General features: G+C 41.6%; 22 protein-coding genes. 7 read left to right on the forward strand and 15 right to left on the reverse strand.

Translation table 11 applies throughout. The annotated features are described in order from the left end of the window. Window positions 1–88 precede the first annotated feature (88 nt). From J2S23_RS08550 to pcrA, 4 genes are all read right to left on the reverse strand, one after another. On the reverse strand, window positions 89–1,369 hold the full coding sequence (locus J2S23_RS08550) for an O-acetylhomoserine aminocarboxypropyltransferase/cysteine synthase family protein (protein WP_307122303.1): 1,281 nt from the start codon (window positions 1,367–1,369) through the stop codon (window positions 89–91). A 527-nt stretch (window positions 1,370–1,896) separates the two neighbouring features. Then, a complete protein-coding gene (locus J2S23_RS08555) occupies window positions 1,897–2,169 on the reverse strand; it encodes a hypothetical protein (RefSeq protein ID WP_307122304.1) in 273 nt (90 codons plus the stop codon). 4 nt (window positions 2,170–2,173) lie between these two features. Beyond that, window positions 2,174–2,464, reverse strand: coding sequence for a DUF2089 family protein (locus J2S23_RS08560; RefSeq protein WP_307122305.1), 291 nt, complete (start codon window positions 2,462–2,464; stop codon window positions 2,174–2,176). A gap of 331 nt (window positions 2,465–2,795) precedes the next feature. Next, window positions 2,796–5,069 carry a DNA helicase PcrA gene (pcrA, locus tag J2S23_RS08565; protein WP_307122306.1) on the reverse strand — a complete coding sequence of 758 codons (2,274 nt, stop codon included), beginning with the start codon at window positions 5,067–5,069 and terminating at the stop codon, window positions 2,796–2,798. A 232-nt stretch (window positions 5,070–5,301) separates the two neighbouring features. Between pcrA and J2S23_RS08570 the strand changes: the two genes are divergently transcribed. Further along, window positions 5,302–6,492: a cation diffusion facilitator family transporter gene (locus J2S23_RS08570; RefSeq protein ID WP_307122307.1), complete on the forward strand. Its 1,191-nt coding sequence runs from the start codon at window positions 5,302–5,304 to the stop codon at window positions 6,490–6,492. 48 nt (window positions 6,493–6,540) lie between these two features. On the opposite strand, the gene spxB is transcribed toward J2S23_RS08570, so the two are convergent. From spxB to J2S23_RS08615, 9 genes are all read right to left on the reverse strand, one after another. Then, window positions 6,541–8,322 (reverse strand): pyruvate oxidase, encoded by a 1,782-nt coding sequence (gene spxB / locus J2S23_RS08575; RefSeq protein ID WP_307122308.1) that lies wholly within the window; start codon window positions 8,320–8,322, stop codon window positions 6,541–6,543. A gap of 287 nt (window positions 8,323–8,609) precedes the next feature. Next, window positions 8,610–9,566, reverse strand: a complete 957-nt coding sequence (locus tag J2S23_RS08580) for an ABC transporter permease (protein WP_307122309.1) — start codon at window positions 9,564–9,566, stop codon at window positions 8,610–8,612. Between the two features lies 1 nt (window position 9,567). Continuing rightward, complete coding sequence (locus tag J2S23_RS08585; RefSeq protein WP_307122310.1) at window positions 9,568–10,635, reverse strand: ABC transporter permease; 1,068 nt, start codon at window positions 10,633–10,635, stop codon at window positions 9,568–9,570. Further along, the gene (locus tag J2S23_RS08590) at window positions 10,628–12,163 is read right to left on the reverse strand and encodes an ABC transporter ATP-binding protein (protein WP_307122311.1); all 1,536 of its coding nucleotides are present in this window, start codon (window positions 12,161–12,163) and stop codon (window positions 10,628–10,630) included. The genes J2S23_RS08585 and J2S23_RS08590 overlap by 8 nt, the downstream gene beginning before the upstream one ends. Before the next feature lie 133 nt (window positions 12,164–12,296). Continuing rightward, window positions 12,297–13,367 (reverse strand): BMP family lipoprotein, encoded by a 1,071-nt coding sequence (locus J2S23_RS08595; RefSeq protein ID WP_307122312.1) that lies wholly within the window; start codon window positions 13,365–13,367, stop codon window positions 12,297–12,299. Between the two features lie 212 nt (window positions 13,368–13,579). Beyond that, window positions 13,580–13,969, reverse strand: coding sequence for a cytidine deaminase (locus J2S23_RS08600; protein WP_307122313.1), 390 nt, complete (start codon window positions 13,967–13,969; stop codon window positions 13,580–13,582). Further along, the gene (gene deoC / locus J2S23_RS08605; protein ID WP_307122314.1) at window positions 13,956–14,618 is read right to left on the reverse strand and encodes a deoxyribose-phosphate aldolase; all 663 of its coding nucleotides are present in this window, start codon (window positions 14,616–14,618) and stop codon (window positions 13,956–13,958) included. Before deoC ends, J2S23_RS08600 begins: the two co-directional genes overlap by 14 nt. Before the next feature lie 11 nt (window positions 14,619–14,629). After that, the gene (locus J2S23_RS08610) at window positions 14,630–15,907 is read right to left on the reverse strand and encodes a pyrimidine-nucleoside phosphorylase (RefSeq protein WP_307122315.1); all 1,278 of its coding nucleotides are present in this window, start codon (window positions 15,905–15,907) and stop codon (window positions 14,630–14,632) included. Next, complete coding sequence (locus J2S23_RS08615) at window positions 15,894–16,493, reverse strand: class I SAM-dependent methyltransferase (RefSeq protein ID WP_307122316.1); 600 nt, start codon at window positions 16,491–16,493, stop codon at window positions 15,894–15,896. The genes J2S23_RS08610 and J2S23_RS08615 overlap by 14 nt, the downstream gene beginning before the upstream one ends. 196 nt (window positions 16,494–16,689) lie before the next feature. On the opposite strand from J2S23_RS08615, the gene coaA reads away from it, so the two are divergent. From coaA to J2S23_RS08630, 3 genes are all read left to right on the forward strand, one after another. After that, window positions 16,690–17,610, forward strand: coding sequence for a type I pantothenate kinase (gene coaA / locus J2S23_RS08620; RefSeq protein ID WP_307122317.1), 921 nt, complete (start codon window positions 16,690–16,692; stop codon window positions 17,608–17,610). A 53-nt stretch (window positions 17,611–17,663) separates the two neighbouring features. Then, entirely contained in the window at window positions 17,664–17,912 is a 249-nt protein-coding gene (rpsT, locus tag J2S23_RS08625; RefSeq protein ID WP_307122318.1) for a 30S ribosomal protein S20, read from the forward strand. Window positions 17,913–17,974: 62 nt separating this feature from the next. Then, window positions 17,975–18,484 carry a DNA topology modulation protein gene (locus J2S23_RS08630; RefSeq protein ID WP_307122319.1) on the forward strand — a complete coding sequence of 170 codons (510 nt, stop codon included), beginning with the start codon at window positions 17,975–17,977 and terminating at the stop codon, window positions 18,482–18,484. A gap of 195 nt (window positions 18,485–18,679) precedes the next feature. On the opposite strand, the gene J2S23_RS08635 is transcribed toward J2S23_RS08630, so the two are convergent. Together J2S23_RS08635 and J2S23_RS08640 are read right to left on the reverse strand one after the other, a co-directional pair. After that, a complete protein-coding gene (locus J2S23_RS08635) occupies window positions 18,680–19,969 on the reverse strand; it encodes a sensor histidine kinase (protein WP_307122320.1) in 1,290 nt (429 codons plus the stop codon). A 79-nt stretch (window positions 19,970–20,048) separates the two neighbouring features. Continuing rightward, window positions 20,049–20,723 (reverse strand): response regulator transcription factor, encoded by a 675-nt coding sequence (locus tag J2S23_RS08640; protein ID WP_307122321.1) that lies wholly within the window; start codon window positions 20,721–20,723, stop codon window positions 20,049–20,051. 194 nt (window positions 20,724–20,917) lie between these two features. Between J2S23_RS08640 and J2S23_RS08645 the strand changes: the two genes are divergently transcribed. The 3 genes from J2S23_RS08645 to manA all read left to right on the forward strand — a co-directional run bounded on the left by J2S23_RS08645 (window position 20,918) and on the right by manA (window position 24,342). Continuing rightward, window positions 20,918–21,784 carry a helix-turn-helix domain-containing protein gene (locus tag J2S23_RS08645; protein ID WP_307122322.1) on the forward strand — a complete coding sequence of 289 codons (867 nt, stop codon included), beginning with the start codon at window positions 20,918–20,920 and terminating at the stop codon, window positions 21,782–21,784. A 110-nt stretch (window positions 21,785–21,894) separates the two neighbouring features. Beyond that, complete coding sequence (locus J2S23_RS08650; RefSeq protein WP_307122323.1) at window positions 21,895–23,028, forward strand: ABC transporter ATP-binding protein; 1,134 nt, start codon at window positions 21,895–21,897, stop codon at window positions 23,026–23,028. Window positions 23,029–23,397: 369 nt separating this feature from the next. Then, entirely contained in the window at window positions 23,398–24,342 is a 945-nt protein-coding gene (gene manA / locus J2S23_RS08655) for a mannose-6-phosphate isomerase, class I (RefSeq protein WP_307122324.1), read from the forward strand. Window positions 24,343–24,511: the final 169 nt, after the last annotated feature.

Here is a 24,511-nt window from a genome sequence, read left to right on the forward strand (position 1 = left end):
AAAAGGATTAAAAAAATGAGAGTTTTCTGATAATTGATCGAAACAGCAAACACCCCAAGACAAGTCTTGGGGTGACACATATCTTCAGTTAAATCGCATCCAGAGCAATGCGCAAGTCTTCAATCAGATCATCGGCGTTTTCAAGACCAACCGACAAGCGGATTTGGTTAGGCGTGATGCCACAGGCTAGCAGATCGGCTTCGCCTAGCTGACCGTGTGTTGTCGTGGCAGGATGCACCACCAAGGATTTGGCATCTGCGACATTGGCCAGATTTGAGAAGATTTCCAAATGATCGATAAGGTCATGGGCTTCTGCTTGCCCTCCCTTCACATGGAAGGTAAAGATAGAGCCTGCTCCTTTCGGGAAGTATTTTTGAGCCAAGTCATAGTAGGCATTGTCTGCCAAACCTGGATAGTTAACCTTTTCCACCTTTGGATGGTCTTTCAAGAAGGCCACGATTTTCTCCGTATTTTCAATATGACGCTCTAAGCGCAGAGACAAGGTTTCAAGCCCTTGCAAGAGGAGAAAGGCATTGAACGGCGAAATGGCTGCACCGGTATCGCGCAACAACTGGGTCCGAACAGCTGTGATAAAAGCAGCTGCCCCAATGTCGCGCGTGTAGCTGAGGTTGTGGTAGGTCGCATCTTCTTCCACAAATTGCGGGAACTTGCCAGATGCTTCCCAGTCAAATTTACCAGAATCGACAATGACCCCACCGATGGTTGTCCCGTGTCCACCGATAAATTTGGTCGCTGAATGAACAGAGATGTCAACACCGTGGTCAAATACATTGATCAAGTAAGGTGTGGCAAAGGTATTGTCCGACACCAATGGGATGTTATGACGATGCGCTATTTCAGCAACCTTTTCAAAGTCAGGCACATTGATGACAGGGTTTCCAAGGCTTTCAATCAAGACCAGTTTGGTATTGTCCTGGATGGCTGCTTCTACCTCATCGAGCTTATCGATGTCAACAAAACTTGTGGTAATCCCGTAGCGAGGCAGGGTTTCTTTGAGCAAATTAAAGGTGCCACCGTAAATCGTTGTCGCAGCGACTACATGGTCACCAGCGTGTGCAAGGGCCAAGACAGTATAGGTGATCGCCGCCATCCCTGACGCTGTCGCCAGAGCACCAACGCCACCTTCCAGTGCTGCCAAGCGTTCCTCAAGAACAGCTACTGTCGGATTGGTAATCCGTGTGTAGATATTGGCAGGTTGGCGAAGGGCAAAAATTTCTTCGGCATCATGGGCACTGTCAAAGACATAGGAAGTTGTCTGGTAGATTGGCACAGCCCGTGATTTGCTGGCAGGATCAACCGGTTGGCCAGCATGCAATTGCAAGGTTTCAAACTTAAAGTCACGTGTCATAAGGAACTCCTTTAAAAGCGTAATAGTATTGTATCTATTGTAATCCTTTTCAACTTCTTTGTCTAATACTTATTCATAAAGTGATGCTTAGTTTTAAACTATAACAGGGAAAGTAAAAAGCCAGACAAGCTGGCTCAGACTGAAGACAAAGTCTTTTAATGAAACTTTCCTTAAGTGATAACGGACGGTAGCGACTTCCTTCGGAATTCCAAACCTAAGTTTTAAGCCTAAGGTCTCAAAACTTCCGAGAGCCTGAAACTATTACGTTTCAGGCTCTTTTATCACAGCGAAAAGTTTTTTTTGCTCGCCACGCTCGCTAAAAATCTATTGATGTAAAATTATTAATCAAGCTTTTGAATATCATCACCCAGAAATCAGGGTTTGTCTACGATCTTAAGCTGGCTCTAAAGATAAAGTCCTTTACATTCGTTTCTCTTGACTCAAATAGTCTTCCAGACTGTTAAAGCAAACCTCAAAATAAGCTTTTTTGTTCTTGAGCAATAGCTTGATGTAAAAATTGTGATGTTTTATAAATCCTTAATTTTTGAACGTAGGAAATCAGAAGTAGATTGTTGTTTCCTTTCTTTTCTCATCTGATAACCTAAAGATTCAAAGATGATGACTAGTAAGATATAGATCAAAGGCAAAGCAATCAAGTGTCCACCCGAAGTCAATCCGACTGGAATGGCGAGAATAATAACAAATAGACGCAATAACCATTTGTTGATAGTTGTGTGGTAAGTAATGTACCACTCTATAAGGGCGAGCATAACAGTCGCTACAATGACAAGTAATTGCATAAGATTACTTCCTTTCTTCTCTGTATGATGTAATCAATTTTTTAGCAACCTCAAAGGAGAGTTCTCCGTCAAGTGCTAATTCTTTGATGAGGTTAACATAAGATTCTTCTGGTTGGTGTTGCTGGCTAACTTTTTCAATCAAGCGATCCAAGCGTAGGCGAATGGTTGGATAGGAAATCTCATAGTAGCTTGCCATTTCCTTTAGGGAACCAGAAGCCAAAATGAAACGACGGATAAATTCTATGTCTTCTGTCTCTAGTTCTGTCAGCCAAACTGGTAATTTCTCTTTTGCCACCCTTATATCACCTTCCTTCTAAAATCATTATATACCTAAATAAAATTAAAGTCAACTTAAACATTGTTAAAACCCGAATAATAATATAAAGAAAAGTCATTTCTAAAATAATAGGTTTTTCTATTTCTAATAAAAAAGTATGAACCAAATATCATTCGGTTCATATTTTTTTATAAGCCCTTCTTCTACGAAAAGATTTATCAAGAACAGTCAAGAAATGTCTCATCATCAGGAAAGGATAATTGACACCTCCAATAATCAGACAAGGCAGCTTTCGGAGATGGCTTCTACTTGATCCTGATTGGCAGTTATTCAGAAATGTCTATATTTCTCACTTCTTCTCAATCGGAGCGACACTGGCCAGGAGTTTTTTGAGGCCAATATCTGGGAAGTTGATCTTCAATTCTTGGGCGCTACCGCTTCCTGAGACTTCAAGGACAACACCATCACCCCATTTCTTGTGATGGGCAGTGTCGCCAATTTCCCAAGCAATCACAGGCTTGGCAGTTGCTGAAGACGATTGGCTACGGCTGGTTTGAGGCGCAGCCTGAGCTTTACGACTTTGCAGGGCTTGCGCCAAACTCATACCTTGTCCGAAGGATGGCGCAGCGCCATTGACATAAGATGCCTTAAAGCTGGTATTGGCTGGACGGGCATAGCCTTGATAGTCCAAAAGGTCGCTCGAAATTTCACTGAGGAAACGGGTCGGGCGGTTGTAATTGGTCCGACCATAAAGGAGGCGGGAATTGGCATTGGTTAGGTAAAGGCGTTGCTCAGCCCGGGTAATCCCAACATAAGCAAGACGTCGTTCTTCCTCCAGCTCATCCTCATCTTCCTTGGCACGGCTGAGTGGAAAGACATCCTCCTCCATCCCAATCACAAAGACAACCGGAAATTCTAGCCCTTTGGCGGCATGGAGGGTCATGAGGGTAATTTCATCACTCTCTGCCTCGCCATCGTCTGTATCAGCAATCAGGGCCAGGTCATTGAGGAATCGGCTGAGACGATCTAGGCCAGATTCTTCCTCAGAGGGTTCAGACTGGTTTTTCTCGTCAAAGTTTTTAGTCACCGAGAGGAATTCCTGGATGTTCTCTAGGCGGTTCTCACTTTCAGGCGTTCGCTGACTGGCAAGAGCTGCGCTATAGCCTGTATTGTCCAATACCTTTTCCACCACTTCTGTAACCGTTAGGCTATCAAGGCTGACGCGGAGGTAGTCAATCAAGTTAGCCAACTCAAAGACAGCGCCCGCTGCCTTGCCTTTAATGGGGGAGAGCAAGATGTTTTGACTGGCATCTAATAGGGAGGAGCCTTCTTGTGCAGCAAAACTCCGCAGTTTTTCAAGGGTTCCAGGTCCTACACCACGCTTCGGCTCATTGATAATACGCTCAAAGCTCAGATTATCCGCAGGGTTAGCAATGATATTCAGATAAGCAATGACGTCCCTGATTTCCTTACGGGAGTAGAACTTGGTGCCGCCGACCATGGTATAGGGAATATTGGACTTAAGCAAGGCTTCTTCGATCGTCCGTGACTGAGCATTAGTCCGGTATAAAACAGCAAAATCCCGGTAGCGGTAGTTATGTTCCTGAATGAGGTCATCGATGGTCCTCGCTACATAGACGGACTCATCCTGCTCATCTGTCGCCCGGTAGTAGACAATCGACTCCCCATCAGGATTCTGCGTCCAAAGCTTCTTCTCCCTGCGGTGACGGTTATTTTGAATCACGTCATTGGCCGCTTGAAGAATTGTCTTGGTTGAGCGGTAGTTTTCCTCAAGGAGGACAACCTTGGCTTCAGGGTAATCTTTTTCAAAGTCCAGGATATTTTGCATATCCGCACCACGCCAGCCATAAATGGACTGGTCGGCATCCCCAACCACACAGATGTTTTTAAAGCGTGATGCCAAGAGTTTGACCAATTGATACTGGGCGTGGTTGGTATCCTGGTACTCGTCCACATGGATGTACTGGTAGCGCTGCTGGTAGTAGGTCAAGACATCAGGGTTTTGATCAAAGAGACGCAAGGTCAACATAATCAAATCATCAAAGTCCACAGCTTCTGATTGACGCAATTCCTTTTGATAGGCACTATAACATTTAGCAACGATCTGGCTGTACATGTCCCCTGCCATCTTCTCATAGGCCACATCATCGATCAGGTCGTTTTTTGCATTGGAAATAGTGCCCAGAATAGCCCGCTCATTCCATTTTTTAGGATCTAGATTCAGGGTTTTTAGAATCCGTTTCATCAGCGTGCGCTGCTCACCAGGATCGACAATGGTAAAGTTGCGATTGTAGCCAATATGATCAGCATCTCTGCGCAAAATACGGACACACATGCTATGGAAGGTCGCAATCAAGCTATCCTGAGTCGCAGGATTAAGCTGGAAGGCCCGTTCACGCATTTCACGCGCCGCCTTATTGGTAAAGGTAATGGCCAAAATATTCCAGGGATTGACCATTTTTTCGTCAATTAAGTAGGCAATCCGGTGGGTTAAAACACGGGTTTTACCAGACCCTGCTCCTGCCATAATCAAGAGGGGACCTTCCGTCGTCTGCACCGCTTCTGCTTGGCGATCGTTCATGCCTTGCAATAAAGGATTCATGATTCTCTCACTTTCTATTACTATCTTTTTGGGTAAAAGGGTGTGTTGTCAGTCAACCCACACCTTTTTATCAACTCGTTCAAGACTATTAACCTATCCATTATAACAAAATTTCAGGCCCCTTGCGCCTTCTAACACTAGGATATCTCAATAAGCTAGATTTGAAAATTCAAGGCCAAATCGCTATAATAGACTATAACCTGAATCCTCAGCATTAGAAAGAAGGTACTTGATGAGCCAACAAGCCAACAATTTAAAAATAGCAGAGCGAGGTGCCCTCATCGGCATAGCAGCCTACATCCTGCTCTCTATCGCCAAACTAACAGCCGGAAACCTCTTCCACTCTTCTGCCCTAACAGCCGATGGTTTCAATAACATGAGTGACATCCTAGCCAACTTGGCGGTTCTCATCGGGCTTCGACTGGCAAGACGACCAGCAGACACGGACCACAAATTTGGCCATTGGAAAATTGAAGATCTGGCCAGTTTAATCACGTCATTTTTAATGTTTGCGGTTGGCTTTGATATTCTCTGGGATACTGTTCAAAAAATCGTTCATCAAGAAACATCCCCTGTTGATCCCATCGGTGCGGTGGTTGGTATTTTTTCAGCCATCGTCATGTTTGGTGTATACTACTACAATAGTCGCCTAGCTGATAGGGTTCATTCGAAAGCTTTAAAGGCTGCAGCTAAAGACAATCTCACAGATGCCCTCATTTCGACCGGTACAGCCATCGCTATTTTAGCATCAAGCTTCAATTTCCCTATAGTCGATAAAATAGCAGCTATTGCCATTACCATCTTAATTTTGAAAACAGCTTATGGGATTTTTATGGAGTCCTATTTTACCCTGTCAGATGGGTTTGATGAGCAATTGTTAGAAAAATATAGCGAGGACATCCTTAAACTTCCAAAAATCAGTGCCGTCAAAGCGATTCGTGGCCGGACCTATGGAAGTAATATCTACTTAGATGTCGTTCTTGAAATGCATCCAGATCTCTCTGTCTACGAAAGTCACGATGTGACTGAACAAGTCGAAAACCTCCTCAAAATTAAGTATCAGGTCTTCGATGTTGATATCCATGTTGAGCCTGCACTTGTTGACGACGATGAAGTCTTTGAGAATATTTTTAACAAGCTCTATCGCATGGAAAACTTGGTGCTAACGCGTCAAGATCATTACCAGGACCTTGTGGCCGATAGTTTCAAGGGAATCAATGCTCAGGGAGAACACCTCACGAAGGAAAAATTCTTAACAAGACTAGCTGCCAGTGAGCACATGACTCACTTTTCTGTAACACCTATCAGCCAAAAGAGCATGCTGGTCCAGTACCATCTCGGCCAGAACCATCACACCTCCCTCTGGCGCCGCCATGAAACCTGGCAATTACTCTTTCACCAAGTGACAAAAATAAGCCATTAAAAATAACCCTCTCGATTGAGAGGGTTATTTGCTATGATATCTTCCGTCTTACTTGTAGTTACGAGAGTCAAGTCCTTCTTCAGCAAGGTATTGGCTAAATGGCACCAATTCTTCTGCTTCGTATTTTTCACGGAAAGCAGCAATCTCTTCAGCAGAGTAAGCTTTTGGATCCAAACGAAGTTCAGGAGCTTCAACTGGAATTGGACGGTGTTGAGTGATGCGCGCATCAATCACGATTGTCTTACCAGCTTTGTTGAGTTCAACCGCTTCTTTAACAACAGCATCGATATCTTCAATACGGTTAACAGTGAAACCAACAGCACCTTGTGCTTCAGCAATCATCTTGTAATCAGGGTTAGTAAAGTCTACACCAAACAAGTGTTTGTTGGTATCTTCATACTTGTTCTTGATGAAGGCATATTCAGCGTTTGAGAAGACAACGTTGATAACTGGCAAGTTGTATTGAACGTTTGTAATCACGTCTGGGTAGCACATACCAAATGCGCCATCACCCATGATGTTCCATACTTGACGGTCTGGGTTGTCTTTTTTCGCAGCGATACCACCAGGAAGGGCAATACCCATTGTCGCAAACAATGGAGACGTACGCCACATGTTCTTAGGTGTCATGTGCAAGTGACGTGTAGAGGTTTGTGTAGAGTTACCAACGTCGATAGAGTAGATAGCGTTGTCGTCAGCGTATTTGTTAATAGCATTGTATACTTGGTACAATTGCAATTCGCCTTCTGTTTTGCCTTCAAGCTTGTTCATGTAATCGCGCCAGTTTTGGTTGTTCTTAACAGTTGCTCTCCACCATGGTGTTGATTCAACAGCATTGACTTTAGCCGTAATCGCTTTTGTTGCTTCAGCTACATCACCAAGGATAGATGCATCAAGGGCGTGACGTTTACCAAGTTTGTAAGGATCGATGTCCACTTGGATGAATTTTTCAACGTTTTTGAAGGTATTGTATACTTCTGAGAATGGGAAGTTACAACCCATGAAGAGAACAGTGTCTGCTTCAAAGATCACTTCGTTGGCTGGTTTCCAACCAACACGGTAAGCTGAACCAGTCAAGCCTTCGTAGTTCCATTCAAATGCTTCAAAGTTTTTACCAGTTGTAATGATTGGTGCTTTGATTTTACGAGACAATTCTGTCACCAATTCACCAGCGCCAACACCACCAAAACCAGAGTAGATTACTGGACGTTTGGCGTTGTTCAAGATTTCAACGGCTTTATCGATTTCAACTTCGTTCAAACCTGGTGCAACGAAAGTACGGTCGTATTGACCTGAACCGTAATATGAATCAGCATCGATTTCTTGGAAACCAAAGTTAACAGGGATTTCAACAACTGCAGGACCTTTTTTAGCGATCGCTGCACGACAAGCATCATCAATCACTTTTGGCAATTGCTCAGCGTATGCCACACGTTTGTTGAAGACAGCAACGCTTTGGTACATTGGGTTTTGGTTCAATTCTTGGAAAGCATCCATGTTCAATTCGTTAACTGGACGTGAACCCAAGATAGCAAGCATTGGAATACCATCCATTGCTGCGTCATAGATACCGTTAATCAAGTGAGTTGCACCTGGTCCACCTGAACCGACACAGACACCAATTGATCCACCGAATTTACGTTGCATAAGGGCTGCTAGAGCACCTGTTTCTTCGTGGCGTACTTGCAAGAAGTTAATATCCTTGTCTTCGGCTAAAGCATCCATCAATGAACTCAATGTTCCTGAAGGAATACCATAAATTGTATCGACGTCCCACGTTTTTAGGACGTTAAGCATTGCTACTGATGCAGAAATTTTGCCTTGACTCATGTAAATGAAGTCCCCCTTTTCAATTTTTTTACGGTTTTTATTTTAACACTGCCAATCGGCAAGTGCCAATAATTTGATTATTTTTTCAGTCTAATCCAAAAAGCAAAATTAAATGGTGAAGACTTGCTTTGATACCTTTATTAATGCACTCCCTGCCATCTTCGACCGTTCAGTTCATCGATATAAACCAGTTAGAATACCCAAAAAGGAAGTGGCACCAGGCCAACTCCCTTTATGTTTTATTTATCTTCCCAAAAGGAAGGCAAGTGACTACAACTACTTCATTATTATTTTGATTTGATGTAGTTAACACCGTCAGCTTTTGGTGCCACTGCTTTACCAAAGAAGGCTGCAAGGGCGACCACAGTAATCACATAAGGTGCAACCTGTAGATAAACCGCAGGAACCTTTGATAGGAATGGAATCTGGGTTCCAATAACCGCTAAACTCTGAGACAAGCCAAAGAAGAGAGAAGCCAGCATGGCCCCGATAGGATTCCACTTCCCAAATATCACTGCTGCCAGGGCGATAAACCCTGACCCAACAATAGTGGATGCTGAGAAGTTAATGTTGACCGATTGAGCACTAACTGCTCCGCCAACCCCACCAAGGAAACCTGCAATCAAAACACCTGCATAACGCATGGCATATACATTAATTCCAAGGGTGTCAGCAGCTTGAGGATGCTCACCAACTGAACGCAAACGTAGCCCAAATTTTGTTTTATAAAGTATAAACCAAGCAACAAAGGCTGTCAAGATGGCAACATAGCCCATCAAACTCGTATTTTTAAAGAAGATTGGACCAATAACAGGGATATCAGCTAAAAGCGGGAAAGAAAATCGACCAAAGGATTGACCAATAGAATCGGTTTGACCTTTACCGTAGATAACCTTAACCAAAAAGACCGACAGGGCTGGGGCCAACAAGTTCAGAACAGTCCCTGAAACGACATGATCCGCTCGGAAAGTAATGGTTGCCACAGCATGTATAATAGCAAATAACAGACCAGCTAAACCACCTACTAAAGTGGCAACTAAGGGTGTTGATTTCCCAAATGCGTCAACAAATTCAATGTTAAAGACAACTCCTGCAAAGGCACCAATCACCATGATTCCTTCCAGTCCAACGTTGACGATACCAGATCTTTCAGAGAAGACCCCTCCCAAACTGGTGAAAATCAAGGGGGCTGAATAGATAAGCATTTGCGAAATAAGCAAGACTAAAATTGATGTGAGATTCATTTTATTTTGCTCCTTTCACTGCTTTGGCATTTCTTGATTTTAGCAATTGTTCAAAAACAAATTTAATCCCAATAAAGAAGATAATGGACGCCGTCACAACGTTAATCAATTCAGGTGGAATCCCTGCTCGAGTCATCCCTGTAGAACCGATAGAAAGCATCCCAAATAAGAAGGCTGCAAAAGGTATCCCTAAAGGTGAATTAGTTGCCAGCAAAGCCACTGACATCCCGTTAAATCCAATGGATAAATTCGCTCCTTGAATATATACGTTTTGGAACGTTCCAAGACCCTCAACCGCTCCTCCTAGTCCAGCAAGTGCACCAGAAATAACCATTGACAAGATAATTGTTTGCTTGGCTGACATCCCAGCATAATCTGATGCTGTCGGATTAAGCCCTACAGAGCGAATTTCAAACCCAAGTGTTGTTTTTGTGAGAAGGAACCAGATAACAACTACAGCAATGATGGCAAAGAAAATACCAATATTCATCCGAGAATTATCTGTTAATGCCCTTAGCCAAGGCGTTTGATAAGAAGCATTGGCAGATACATTAATACTAGAATCCGTGTTTTTCATAATATCTTGTGAGAAGACATTTCGGATTAAGTGGTTACTAACATAGAGCAAAATGTAGTTCATCATAATGGTTACAATAACTTCACTTGTCCCCAAGTATGCTCTGAGAATTCCAGGAATCGCTCCGGCAATCCCACCTGCAATCATAGCAATTAGAACAGTTGCCAGGATAAGAATTGGACGAGGAAGATCTGGATTTTCAAGAGCAAACCAGCCAGCAAAAACCCAACCGAAAAGCGCTTGACCAGGTAAGCCGACATTAAAGAAACCAGCTCTACTCGCAACCGCAAACCCTAGGGCCGTAAAGACCAAGGGAGCCATGGCTCGGAAAATCTCACCGATTGATTTCACATTACCAAAGGCTGTGTAAAAGAGCTCTTCATATCCCCAAATTGGATCATATCCAAAGATTAACATGATGACGGCACCTAGGAGTAAGCCTGAAATGACGGCCAACAAAGGAATCGCCAGATTTTGAAATTTTTTAGGCATGAGCTTCTCCTCCTTCTAAGTACCCACCAGCCATTAACACACCTAGTTCCTGTTTATTGGTGGTTTCTGGTGTCACAATACCATGAATGGACCCATCATGAATAACCGCAATGCGATCAGATACGTCTAAAATTTCATCTAATTCAAAACTTACGACCAAAACAGCCTTTCCTTTGTCACGTTCTGCTATCAATCGTTTCCGGATATACTCAATGGCACCGACATCAAGGCCACGTGTCGGTTGGCTGACAATCAGTAAGTCTGGATCTCTATCAACTTCCCGAGCAATGATGGCTTTTTGCTGGTTACCTCCGGACAATGCCTTAGCAGGAACCGTCTCACTAGCAGCACGAACGTCAAACTCTTCCATCAATTGACGCGCTTTTTCGTTAATTTTATTATAATTAAGAATACCATTTTTAGAAATAGGTTCTTTATAGTAGGTTTGTAAGGAGATATTCTCAGCAATGGTCATGTCAAGAATTAAACCGTCACGATGACGATCTTCTGGCACATGACTCACTTGCATTTCAGTGATTTTACGAGGGCTCTTGCCGACGACATTTTCTCCCTTAATCCAGATTTCCCCAGACTTGACTTTACGAAGGCCTGTAATGGCTTGAATGAGTTCACTCTGTCCGTTACCATCTATCCCTGCAATTCCAACAATTTCACCTGCACGAACATCCAAGGATAAATTCTTAACAGCTGGAATTCCACGGTTTTCATCGACAACGAGATCTTTAATAGAAAGGACGACTTCTTTGGGATCCGCAGGAACTTTCTCTGTTTTAAAAGAAACGGAACGCCCCACCATCCACTCTGCTAAATCACTGTTTGTAGCTCCTGCTACTGGCGCTGTCTGAATCCCTTTCCCACGACGGATAACGGTCACCATATCAGCTACCGCGCGAATTTCATCCAGTTTGTGGGTGATCAATATGATGGATTTTCCTTCTTTGACCAAGGTGCGCATAATCTCAAGCAGTTCTGTAATTTCTGACGGTGTTAACACTGCAGTCGGTTCATCAAAAATGAGCAGGTCAGCCCCACGGTATAGAGTTTTAAGGATTTCAACCCTTTGCTGTGCTCCAACTGAAATATCTGCAACCTTAGCAGTCGGATCAACGGACAAACCGTAACGAGCAGAGAGATCTTTGATTTCCTCGATAGCCTGTTTAATATCTATCAACCCAGCTTTTGTGGTTTCACTCCCTAGGATAATATTTTCCGCCACAGTAAAAGCATCTACCAGCATGAAATGCTGATGGACCATCCCGATGCCCAAGCGAGAAGCCTTTGAAGGAGAATCAATGGTAACCTTTTCTCCATTGATTAAAATATCACCACTAGTTGGTTCCAAAAGACCAGCCAGCATGTTCATAAGGGTAGATTTTCCAGCACCATTTTCACCAAGTAAGGCGTGAATTTCCCCTTTTTTGACATTTAAATTGATATTATCATTTGCCGTAAAGTCTCCAAATTTTTTGGTGATTCCACGCATCTCAATGACATAGTCATTTGCCATAGTCATAATCCTTTCTGATGATCATTTTTGACAGTAAAACCTACTTCGTCAGAAATAGGCTTTACTGAGAAAAACTCTCAGTTCCCAGAAAAGGCGACCGACTAAGGTCGCCTTAAGGGATTGTTTGACCTGATTATTTTTCAGGTGCTTCTGGAACTTTGACTTCTCCATCGATAATAGCTTTTTTAGCAGTAGCTACTGCTTCTGAAGCTTCAGAAGAAAGGTTTGTTTCAGCCAATTCGACACCTTGATCTGCAAGAGAGAAGGTTACGATTTCACCACCAGGGAATTTGCCATCGATTGCTTGATTAGCAATTTCATGAACAGATGTTCCAACTTCTTTGATCGTTGATGCTAAAACAAAGTTAGATTCTTTACCATCTTTAGACGTGTAGTTACCTTCTTCAGATTGGTCACGGTCAACACCGATAACCCATACTTTATCTGCTTCATCAGTTGTTTCGTTAATGGCTTTAGCAGCTGCAAAGACACCGTTACCAGTACCACCTGAAGCGTGGAAGATAATGTCAGCTCCTGCAGCATATTGAGCTGCAGCAATCGTTTGACCTTTCGCCGCATCCACAAATGAACCAGCGTAATCTACAGTGATTTTAATATCTGGATTAACTGATTTAACCCCTTCTACGAAACCAGCCTCAAAGCGGTCAATAACGACACCTTCCATACCACCGATGAAACCAACGTGGTTTGTCTTAGTAGACTTAGCAGCAGCTACACCAGCAAGGTAAGATGCTTCATGGTCCGCAAAACCGATACTTACAACATTGTCCTTGTCTGCAACAACAGAGTCAACAATAGCGAAATGCGTATCAGGATTATTGTCAGCAGCTTCGCCAATGGCTGTTTCCAAGGCAAATCCGATACCAAAGACAAGGTTGTAACCACCTGAAACAGCTGAATCAAGGTTAGTCACATACTCTGATTCACTGTTAGATTGGAAATAAGTGAAACCATTGTCTTTTGACAAACCATGTTCTTCACCCCAAGCTTGCAAACCTTCCCAAGCTGATTGGTTGAAAGAACGGTCATCAACACCACCAACGTCAGTAACGATAGCAGCCTTGATTGCTGGCTCTTCACCAGTATTTGAAGAAGACGTGTTGTTAGCGGTACGGCTACCACACGCTGCAAGTGTAAGGGTTGCAACTGCTGCAAGTCCTAAACCTAAAAATTTCTTGTTCATTGAAATGAACCCTCCTAAAAATTTTTTGCGCAACGGATAAGGTTGCAAAGTTTCAGTCATGATGACTGTCCAGACCTAAATAATCAAAAATTAAATACAAGTTAACTGATACCATGAAACAAGCGATAACCGGATTTTGTCCCTATCACAATCACTCGCAAACGCCATACTCAAAAGCAAGCATAAGGAGGACATCAGATGTATTTTTTTCGTTAATTTAAATCTGTAAACGAATATGGAAGTAACTCCCCGACTGTCATCACGACTGTCGTTTTATTTCTAGACACTAAAGTCACTGGCATGTCTTTTTTAAAAAACTCTGCCATAACTTGTCGACAAGCACCACAAGGTGAGATCGGTTGCTCAGAGGTCCCATAGACCACAAGCTCTGAAAACTCCTTGTGCCCTTCAGAAACAGCCTTGAAGATTGCTGTTCGCTCACCACAATTGGTCAAGCCAAATGATGCATTTTCAATATTGCAGCCGGTGTAGACTTCTCCTGCTTTGGTTACTAATGCCGCACCGATTGGAAAATGGGAATAGGGCACATGTGCATACTGACTGGCTGCAATGGCCTGATCAATCAACTCAGTAGTCGCCATCCGCTTGCAGTCCTTTCATAATCGCTACACCTGATGAAGCCCCGATACGATTGGCGCCAGCTTCGATAAAGGCTTGAGCATCTTCTATAGAGCGGGCCCCACCAGAAGCCTTAACTCCCATATCTGGTCCAACAATTTGACGCATTAAGCCAATATCATGAACGTTAGCCCCACCTGTTGAAAATCCCGTCGATGTTTTAACAAAATCAGCTCCAGCAGTTTTTGCCAATTCGCAGGCTACAATTTTTTCTTTATCTGTGAGCAGGCAGGTTTCAATGATGACCTTAACCAATTTGTCCCCACTGGCATCCACAACAGCTTTAATATCAGATTCTACTAATTCCAAATCGCCAGATTTTAAGGCACCAATATTGATGACCATATCGATTTCATCAGCACCATTAGCAATAGCATCTTCTGTTTCAAAAGCTTTGACGGCAGATGTGTTGGCCCCAAGAGGAAACCCAATTACCGTACAAACTTTGACATCTGTTTCTTTCAGTTCTTCAGCTGCCAAGGCTACCCATGTAGGGTTGATACAAACACTTGCAAAGTCATAAGTCTTTGCTTGATCAATGATGGCTAAAACCTGTTCTTTAGTGGTTTCTGGCTTCAAAATAGTGTGGTCTATATATTTATTTAAATCCATAATCGTTACCCTTAAGATATGATTTCAAGAATCTCAGTTACCTTAACTTCTTCCTTATCTATTTTAACATTTTTTTTGAATTCTGACATTACTTTTTGATCTAAATGTTGGTTTGTATAAATTTTTGCGACAATATCACCGATTTTTACGGCATCCCCAACCTTTTTCTCGAATACGATACCGGTTTCATAGTCTAGAACGTCCGTTTTTACCGCACGACCTGCCCCAAGTTTCATGGCAAAAAGTCCAAACTCAAGAGCTGGTAGCTCAGAAATATAGCCATCCTCTTCAGCCAGAATTTCTACCACTTCTGCTACATCAGGCTCTCTGTAGAGATCCGTTAAGTCACCCCCCTGGGTTTCTACCATGGCCTCAAATTTTGCTAATGCTTTTCCATTACTAAGGTGCTCTTGAATTTCCAAAATAGACTTTTCAACTCCAGCAAGACCCAACATAATTCGAGCAAGTTCGCAGATGAACTGCGTAACGTCTTCACGCCCTTGACCTTTCAAGATATCAAGAGCTTCCAAAATTTCTAAGCGATTGCCAATAGCTCTACCAACCGGTTGGCTCATGTTGGTTAAAACCGCAACTGTTTCTCGACCAACTGCCTTACCTAGATTGACCATGGTCTGGGCTAATTCACGAGCGTCCTCAATATTTTTCATAAAGGCGCCATCTCCAACTGTTACGTCAAGAAGGATGGCATCTGCACCCGCAGCAATTTTCTTACTCATAACAGAGCTCGCAATCAGTGGAATAATATCGACTGTTGCCGTCACATCCCGAAGGGCATAGAGTAGCTTATCCGCTTTGACCAGGTTATTGGACTGGCCAATAACAGCTAGACCGATATCTTGGACCTGCTTGATAAAAGCCTCCTGACTTTGTTCTATTTGGTAGCCCTTTATGGCTTCTAATTTATCCAGAGTCCCACCCGTATGACCGAGACCGCGTCCACTCATTTTTGCAACAGGAACACCGAAGGAAGCTACCAAAGGAACCAAAATCAAGGTGACTTTATCACCCACTCCGCCGGTAGAATGTTTATCGACTTTAATACCTGGTATCGCTGACAAATCAATTTGGTCGCCAGAAGCTACCATGTTCATGGTCAATTCTGAAATCTCTTCGGTTGTCATTCCTTGGAAATAAACCGCCATGGCAAAGGCTGCCATTTGATAATCCGGAACCGAACCGTCCACATAGCCTTCAATTAACCATTTGATTTCATCAGCTGTCAGCGTTTGACCGTCCCGCTTTTTTTGAATTAAATCAACAGCTCTCATCTTTTATACTCTGTAGGATATAATATCCTTTCTCCTTTCTAAGGGTGGTGACATTGCCAAAAACGCCTTCCATTTTTGCCTTGGCACTCGGAGCCCCTTGTTTTTTTTGAATGACAATAGTAAACGTCCCATTCGGATTCAGGTGGTCAATGCTCTCCGTAATGATCCGATGAACGACTTGCTTGCCAGCACGAATTGGCGGATTGGAGATAATATGGTCAAAATGTCCTGACACTTGATCATAGCCATCTGATTGCAAAATAGTAGCGTTAACTCCATTAAGCTCAGCATTTTTTTGAGCCAAGTCGAGAGCTCTCAAATTAACATCAACCATAGTTGGGAAAATCCCTTGACATTTGGCCAAAGCAATCCCTAAAGGTCCATAACCACAGCCAACATCCAATACTGTTTGACCTTTTTGGAAATCTAGTGCGTTTAAAAGAACTTGACTTCCAAAATCAATCATTTTTTTTGAAAAAACGCCTGCATCTGTCCAAAAAACAAAATCCTGATTTAATAAGGTGACTTTTAACTGATGGATATCGTGGGCAGCGTCTGGATTTTCAGCATAATACATTTTACTCATACTATTATTTTACCATAATTAGTTTTGAAGACAGCTAAAGATCTTTCTTAAGATTCTTTAGGAATATTAGTATATCATTTCCGAACATTTTTTGCAAGCGTTTTCTTTTTGTGATTCATCTTTTTAAAACATACTTTTCTTGCCAAAATTCTATCATTTTAAGCTATAATAGAAGGAGTTTGAAGGAGAGAAAACCATGTTAAATGAATTTATCAATTTTGAAATTATCTCTAGAGAGAATTGGCAAAATTTACATCGTAAAACCACCCCACCATTAACCTCTGATGAGCTTGATTCTATCAAATCGCTGAATGACCGCATTAGCCTTCAGGATGTGATTGATATTTACTTACCTTTAACAAGCCTAATTCGTATTTATAAAAAATCAAATGACGATTTATCTTTTTCAAAAAGTCTTTTTTTACAAGAAAAAATTCGTCAATTACCTTTTATTATAGGTGTTTCAGGGTCAGTAGCTGTCGGTAAGTCAACAACAAGCCGTCTTCTTCAAAAACTCCTAGCAGGAACCTTTAAAAATGCTCGTGTTGAAATGGTGACCACAGATGGTTTTCTATATCCTAACGCTGTTTTAGAAGAAAAAGGGATCATGGACCGTAAAGGGTTCCCAGAATCTTACGATATGGAATTATTGCTTAACTTTTTAGACACCATAAATAGCGGTCAAGACTGTGCTATCCCGATTTATTCCCATGAAACCTACGATATTTTAAAAGACCAAGAACAGAAGATTGAAGCCCCTGATTTTTTGATTGTGGAAGGAATTAATGTGTTCCAAAGTCCTCAAAACCATGGTCTCTACATCAGTGATTACTTTGACTTCTCAATTTATGTCGATGCGGACCATGATGCTATTGAAAGCTGGTATATTGAACGCTTCAGTAAACTACTGCAATTGGCTGAAACTGATCCAGATAACTATTATCACCAATTTACACAACTCCCCTACTCAGAAGCAATTCAACTGGCAAGGGATACCTGGAAATCGATCAATCTTCCAAATTTAGAGCAATTCATTCAACCCACCAGAAGCAGGGCTGATCTCATACTACACAAGTCTGCCAACCATAAGATTGATAAAATTTACCTTAAAAAATAAATAATGCTTGTCAAACAGTGTATTTTCAGATATAATGGTATGGTTAGATTAAGATGGAGGTGAACAAATTGGCAAATATTAAATCAGCTATCAAACGCGCTGAATTGAACGTTCAACACAACGCTAAAAACTCAGCACAAAAATCAGCAATGCGTACAGCGATTAAAGCTTTCGAAGCTAACCCTTCTGAAGAACTTTTCCGCGCAGCTAGCTCAGCGATCGATAAAGCAGAAACTAAAGGCTTGATCCATAAAAACAAAGCTAGCCGTGACAAGGCTCGTCTTGCTGCTAAATTAGCTTAATAAGATATTCAACCACTTCTTCTTTCAGAAGTGGTTTTCTTAATCATTCATTGAGGAAACCTATGAAAATCGCTATTATTGGATACTCTGGCGGAGGCAAATCAACACTGGCCTCTAAACTCGCTGACGCTTATAATATTCCAAAACTCCATCTTGATCAGCTTCAGTTTTTACCAGACTGGCAAAGCAGGCTCCAGTCTGAAGTTGCCCAAGATGTGAAAATATTTTTAGACAATCACCCTGAATGGGTTATTGATGGTAACTACAGTTTTGCGCATTACGACAGGCGTATGGCTGAAGCTGACCAGATTATTTTTTTGAATTTCAATCGGATACAGTCCCTATGGCGAGCGGTCAAACGATACCAAACTTTCAAAGGGCGGGTCCGTGACAGTAGCGCCCCGGGCTGCCCTGAACAATTAGATTGGGAATTTATCTATTGGATATTATGGAAAGGACGCTCTAGAAGAGCCAAACAAAGATACCAAGAACTCATCGAAAAGTACCCTAAAAAAGTCATAGTCCTAAAAAATCAAACAGACATTGATTTATTTCTGGAAAAATTAGGTTGAGATTAGCTAATAGTGCTTAAAAACAAGTTGGGACCCTTCTCTTAGTTGCAGATAGGTCTGAGTTCATCAAAATCAGTTGGCGCCACCTCATTTTTTTCAATATGCTAAATGAAGCATTCTCAACTATTAAAAAACCTTCTAAAGTTCGTTAGCAAACTTTAGAAGGTTTTTTGCCAGGCTTAAGATTGGCTGTCATCATAATGGTAATCGTATTTCAAAAATGGTTCCGTTAGGAACGCGGTCATGGACTAAAATTTGCCCTTTTAATTGGTCAACAATTTGTTTTGCTAGAGAAAGGCCAAGTCCAAAACCGCCATTCTGGCGAGTTCTAGCCTTATCCACACGGTAAAATCGGTCAAAGACTTTTTTCTTGTTTTCATCTGATATGCCGACACCGTTGTCTTCCACTGTTATCACCAGTAGCCTTTCCCTCACTTTAGAGGTAATCCTTATCTCACCATCCTCTCCAGTGTATTTCACAGCATTGTCAAATAAAATGGTAATTAGCTGTTTGAGAAGGGCACTATCTGCCTTAATTGTTTTTCTAACCAAATTCTGGGATTTGAATTGCTTCTCATTTTCCTCAGCGATAAGAGAGAAATTTTCAAACATAGATTCAAAAAAACCAGGCTCAACTGTCTCCATGACAACTTTTAATTGGCCATCTCTTCTTGCCAAATTAAGAAGGTTGGTTGTTAACAATCGCATATTCCGAACCTCTTCCAAACTGGAGGCAATCGATTCAGACTCTTCTAATATCGTTGCATCTGGTTTACGAAACAAGGATTCCAACCGGTTTTGTAGAACGGCAAGAGGTGTCCTCAACTCATGACTGGCATTTTCCACAAATGCCTTTTGTTTTTCAAGAGAATCTCTAATGGGTTTTACAGTAATCACAGTTAGCATTAATGCAGCAAAAGTCGAAGCTAACCAAAACCCAATCATCACATAAAGCACAATGCGTCTAGTTGCATCTCCAGTTGACTTTAACTGCGTCACATTGATGAGTGACATGGCATATTTCACGGAGCTATCTTGTAAATAACTGTCATCAAGTTCGACTATGACATATCGGTAAGTATCAATGGTATCAAAACTTGTGGTAATTTCAAGTTCCTGAATGACCCCCAAATTGCTAAAATTTGGATTTATTTTGTCTAAACCTAAAACATGATCAAGTCGTGTAACTGGATTTTTATCTTCATCAAACAAAATAGCTTGGCTACTAGTCCCTATTTTAATGTCTAATTTTTTTATTCTGGGAGCTTCACTAACTTCATTGTCATCACTATTTTCACCCGTGGTCACTTGGTTCTCATCTTCAATGATTTCTTCCACAGCCGTGATTTTTCCTTCTTCGTTGATTAAAGAACGAACTTGAGCAATATAGAGAATATTCCCAGGATTTTCGATTTGATAGTCTAAGGTTTTATCCGTATTCTGATATAAACTATTGGTTATTAACTGAAGGATAATCACTGTCATCGCTAAGAAAATAACTGTAAATACACTAAAATATCTCAAAAAATATTTGAAGATATCTGATTTAAAGATTGATTTTACTTTAGTCCACATTTCGTAATATATACCCTACACTTCTTAAGGTTGATAAATTTTTCACGAATTCAGTGCCCTTTAATTTTTTTCTAATTTTAGAGACATAGACCTCGACAACTGAAACAGTGGTGTCACTGTCAAATCCCCAGATTCGGTCAAAAATTTGATTTTTGGGCAAGATAACATTTTGATTTTGTAAAAAATAAACGAGTAAATCAAACTCTTTTCCTAAAAGCTCTACTTCCTGGCCATTGACCAAGACGACGTTTGTTGCTAAATTGACTGTAACATCTCCATAGGAAAGAGTGTTCTCTGTTAATTTTCCTGACCGTTTGAGTAAGGCTTGAATACGCATTTTGAGTTCCTCAAGGTAAAAAGGCTTGGTCAGATAGTCATCTGCTCCTAGTTCAAAACCATGCCCCTTATCATCCAATGATTCTTTGGCTGTCATAATGAGGACAGGTGTTGTGATTCCTTTTTGACGGAGTTCCTTAAGAACGGTAAAACCATCTTTTTCAGGTAGCATCAAATCCAGCAAAATCAAATCATAAACGCCAGATTCTGCTTCATAAATGCCCTCTTCGCCATCAAAAACCTGCATGACATCTGCAAAATCATCTAAGAAGTCAAAGACCGAATTGGATAGGCTAAGGTCATCTTCTACAAGTAATATTTTTATCATTCGTTTAACCTCGTTTTTCTTATATTATACCACGTCAGTCTATAAATCACTAGGACCCACACATTATCTGACATAAAGGGGTTGTTTTCATTATACACATTCATCTTAAACGAGGCTAAAATCAACTCAATCCTGATAAAATAAAAGGCTTATGATATACTGGAATAAAAAAAGACAAAGCATGGAGATATCCTTTGGAACAATTAGATCTTTTTTTCCCATCTGCTAGCGTAACCAATACACAACTTGAGCAAATAGGTATGGTAAGTATTCCTCGCTCAGATGGCAAATGGCTTAATCTTAAGAGCAACGAATTGACAAGGCGAGAGCAACTCTTATTAGAGCAACTTCTTTCATCAGAAAAAGAGGGTGCTTCGTCTAATCCTTGGTATGCTTACCTCGTTCGAAATCAGGGGCCCCTTCCTAGTCAAGTCAGACTGGTTCAATTTTTGCATGTTCAAATCATCCGACATACTGATCAAAATGATTTTGAAGCGGAATGGTTGGACGTGCTTACACACCTACTTCCAAATCTCGTCACGTCTCTAAAAATCACTCCCGATCGCTATGTCTTTATCCTCAATCAGGATCCCCACTTCTCTGTTGAATCGATAATGGCAGAGATTTTAGCTAGTATGGAATTTGACTTTGGTATGACAATAACGGCTTTTCTTGGTCAAATGTGGCCTGAAAAGATGATGTCCAACTGGGCAGAAGCATATCAGTTAGAGGCCCACCTTTTTAGCCACAATCTTCATAAGGCTAGCTTCTCAGGCTTTAATCAGTTTTCAATCACTTTATTGCGAACAGCTGGAGAAACCTCAGCTGACCTGTACTCTCTTTTGGCCCAGCTTATTATGGGCCAGGACGACATGGAAGAAACCATTAAAGCACTATGGGAAGAGCAAGCTGTTGTCACAAAGGCGGCTCAGAAACTTTACATTCATCGAAACACCCTTCAGTATCGCTTGGATAAATTTCAGGAGCAGACTGGCCTTTCCCTCAAAAACATGGATGACTTGGCTGTTTGCTATGTCGCTTTATTACAGTTCTCATCTTGACATTTTGTGCAGCTTGCACAAAATGTTTTTTTCTTTTTAAGCACCCTGACCAAAGAAAAATAAAACGTTTTCATTTATAATAACTTTATAATGAATAAGGAGGAACCAGCATGGTTCAGTTAAAGTTAAACAATATCTACAAACGCTATGAACGCAGCGACCACTACTCCGTTGAAAATTTCAACCTCGACATTAAGGACAAGGAATTCATCGTATTTGTAGGTCCTTCAGGTTGTGGTAAATCAACAACCCTTCGTATGATCGCTGGTCTAGAAGATATCACTGAAGGTGAATTCTTCATTGATGACAAATTGATGAACGATGTGGCACCTAAAGATCGTGATATCGCCATGGTTTTCCAAAACTATGCCCTTTACCCACACATGACTGTGTACGATAACATGGCCTTTGGTCTTAAACTCCGTAAATATCCAAAAGACGATATTGATCGCCGTGTTAAAGAAGCTGCTGCTATTCTCGGCTTGACTGAACTTTTAGACCGTAAACCTGCAGATATGTCTGGTGGGCAACGGCAGCGTGTTGCCATGGGACGTGCTATCGTTCGTGACGCAAAAGTGTTCTTGATGGATGAGCCTCTCTCTAACTTGGATGCCAAACTGCGTGTTTCCATGCGTGCTGAAATCTCTAAAATTCACCGTCGTATTGGAGCGACTACGATTTACGTAACACATGACCAAACAGAAGCTATGACCCTTGCGGATCGTATCGTTATTATGAGTTCAACCAAAAACCCAGCAGGCAACGGTACTATCGGGCGTGTTGAACAAATTGGTACCCCTCAAGAATTGTACAATGAACCAGCAAACCGTTTCGTTGCAAGCTTTATCGGTTCGCCAGCCATGAACTTCTTCACTGTTAAATTAGAAAATGGCTATATTACTACCGGCCGTAGCCTTCGCGTTAAGGTTCCAGAAGGACGTCGCAAACAATTAGAAGAACAAGGCTATAATGGTAAGGAACTGATTTTTGGTATCCGTCCAGAAGATGTAACAGCATCTCAATTAGAATTGACCGCTTATGCAGATTCAGTGATTCAATCTGAGGTCGTGGTCTCTGAGCTTCTCGGTGCTGAGACTATGCTTTACAGTAAGGTTGACGATATTGAATTCATTTCACGTGTCGATGCTCGTGATTACCACGAACCAGGAGAAATCGTGAAGTTGGCCTTCAATATGAACAAAGCTCACTTCTTCGATATTCAAACAGAAAAAGCAATTCGCTAATACACTAACGATATCTTTAGCCCGTCTAGAGATCAAGAACTTGGGACAATCAGTCTCAGGTTCTTTTATTTATAGATTTTAATAGAATGTGTAGCAGTTGGAATCGTCAAAAGGTTAGAAACTTTTTGAGGCTTGAAATAAAGCTGAAACAGATTTTCTAAACCACATAATGTGGGGATTTAAAGCAAACAACAAGTAGTCCTATCCCTTTACAGATCACTTAGTGAGTGTCATCTCTGATCTACTGATATAGGAAAGCTATAGAACGCTTAGAAAAGCATGATTTTTTGTATATCTCTTTTATTGTTCGTTTCAAAATCCATCAAGTTATGGTATGATGGAACAAATGACTTAGAAAGTTGGTTTCCTATGGCAGCAGAACCTTTATTTTTAACCTCGACCATGCATGAAAAAATTTGGGGAGGTGATCGCTTAACTAAACTGTTTAATTACGATATCCCTAGTAACCACACAGGTGAATATTGGGCTATTTCTGCTCATCCCAATGGGCCATCTGTTATTGCCAATGGCCCTTATAAGGGACAATCACTTGATCAATTGTACCAAAAACAACCTGCCCTTTTCGGGCATCCAGATAGCACCGTATTTCCACTTTTGACCAAAATTTTAGATGCTAATGATTGGCTCAGCGTCCAAGTTCATCCTGATGATGCTTATGGGTTAAAACATGAAGGTGAACTGGGAAAAACAGAATGTTGGTATATCTTGCATGCGGAACAAGGGGCTGAGATTATTTATGGTCATGAGGCTAAAAGCCAAACGGAGCTAGAATCTCTCATCACGACAGGTCAATGGGATAAACTCTTAACACATGTTCCCGTCCAAACAGGTGATTTTTTCTTTGTTCCAAGTGGGACACTTCATGCTATTGGACCTGGAATTGTTATCCTAGAAACCCAACAGTCGAGCGATACAACCTACCGCGTTTATGATTTTGATCGAAAAGACGACCAAGGGAATCTACGTCCCCTTCATATCCAGCAATCCCTTGATGTTTTATCCATTGGACAACCTGAAAACAGCACGCCAAGTGTCGTCACATTGGACAACGTCACCTTGACAACATTGGTCGCCAACCCCTTCTTTACGGTGGAAAAGTGGGACATCTCTGGCATGGTCTCAGTCAAACAAACGGCACCTTACCTTTTAGTATCTGTCATAAATGGTAATGGTCAACTAAAGGTTGGTCAGCAGACTCATCCAATCACTATGGGAGACCATTTTATTCTTCCAAATGATATCAAGGAGTGGGACTTTGATGGGAGCATGACTTTGATCACAAGTCATATCTAAACAGCCTTAAACAGAGGAATCCTTGTAGCCTTGATTGAATGTCCATGAGAAAAGGTAACAAGAAACTTCAAATTAAATCATGACCACCCGTCTAACGGGTGGTTTGAACAGGGGCTATAAGCCCACATCACCAGCCAGCGCCTAAAGACGCTGGCTTTCACTTTGTTCA

Origin of the sequence: Streptococcus moroccensis (assembly GCF_030812835.1) — a bacterium.
In the GTDB taxonomy this organism is placed as follows: Bacteria; Bacillota; Bacilli; order Lactobacillales; family Streptococcaceae; genus Streptococcus; species Streptococcus moroccensis.